At 61.4% G+C, this 500-nt stretch carries 1 protein-coding gene; it reads right to left on the minus strand.

Annotated elements, in window-relative coordinates; all coding sequences use genetic code 11:
* On the minus strand, nucleotides 1-489 hold a 489-nt coding region (locus RM572_RS28855; protein WP_449657228.1), incomplete at its 3' end, for an AraC-like ligand-binding domain-containing protein.
* Between the last annotated feature and the right edge of the window lie 11 nt (nucleotides 490-500).

The raw sequence follows: 500 nt of genomic DNA on the forward strand, positions 1-500 counted from the left end.
GTCCAGCTGATCGCGCTCGCCACGGACCGTACGTAGCTGATCGACGACGATACGGCCGAGCCCACGCCTCGCATCAAGAGAGACCGGGCGATCGTTGGTCTGCCGGGCCAGTCGAGAGTCGAGGTGATCTCGTGGAATGACAAGAGCGACCGCCGAAACGTTGTCGCCGTGTCGCATATCCATGGCGGCATCGAGCGAGGTCAGGGTCATCGTGTGTGGAACGGCCACGATGTCGCAGTCACCTTGGGCAAGCTGAAGGTGGCCATGGACTGGGATGAGCAACTCGTAAGATTCATGCGGAGATCGCCGGATCTGGGTGGAATCTCGGGTGAGTGCTTCAGTGTCACCCCACCAGCGGACCAGTCGATAGCGGCCTGACTGCTGATATTCGATCCGCCCGCAGTAGTCGTCGGCCAGCGCGAACGACATCGGACAGTGAATCTCTGATACGCGGTCTCGCCACCAGTCGCTGCGTTCCTTAGCGCCCAGATCCTGGGTGC

Source organism: Streptomyces hazeniae (assembly GCF_031845485.1).
Taxonomy (GTDB): Bacteria; Actinomycetota; Actinomycetes; order Streptomycetales; family Streptomycetaceae; genus Streptomyces; species Streptomyces hazeniae.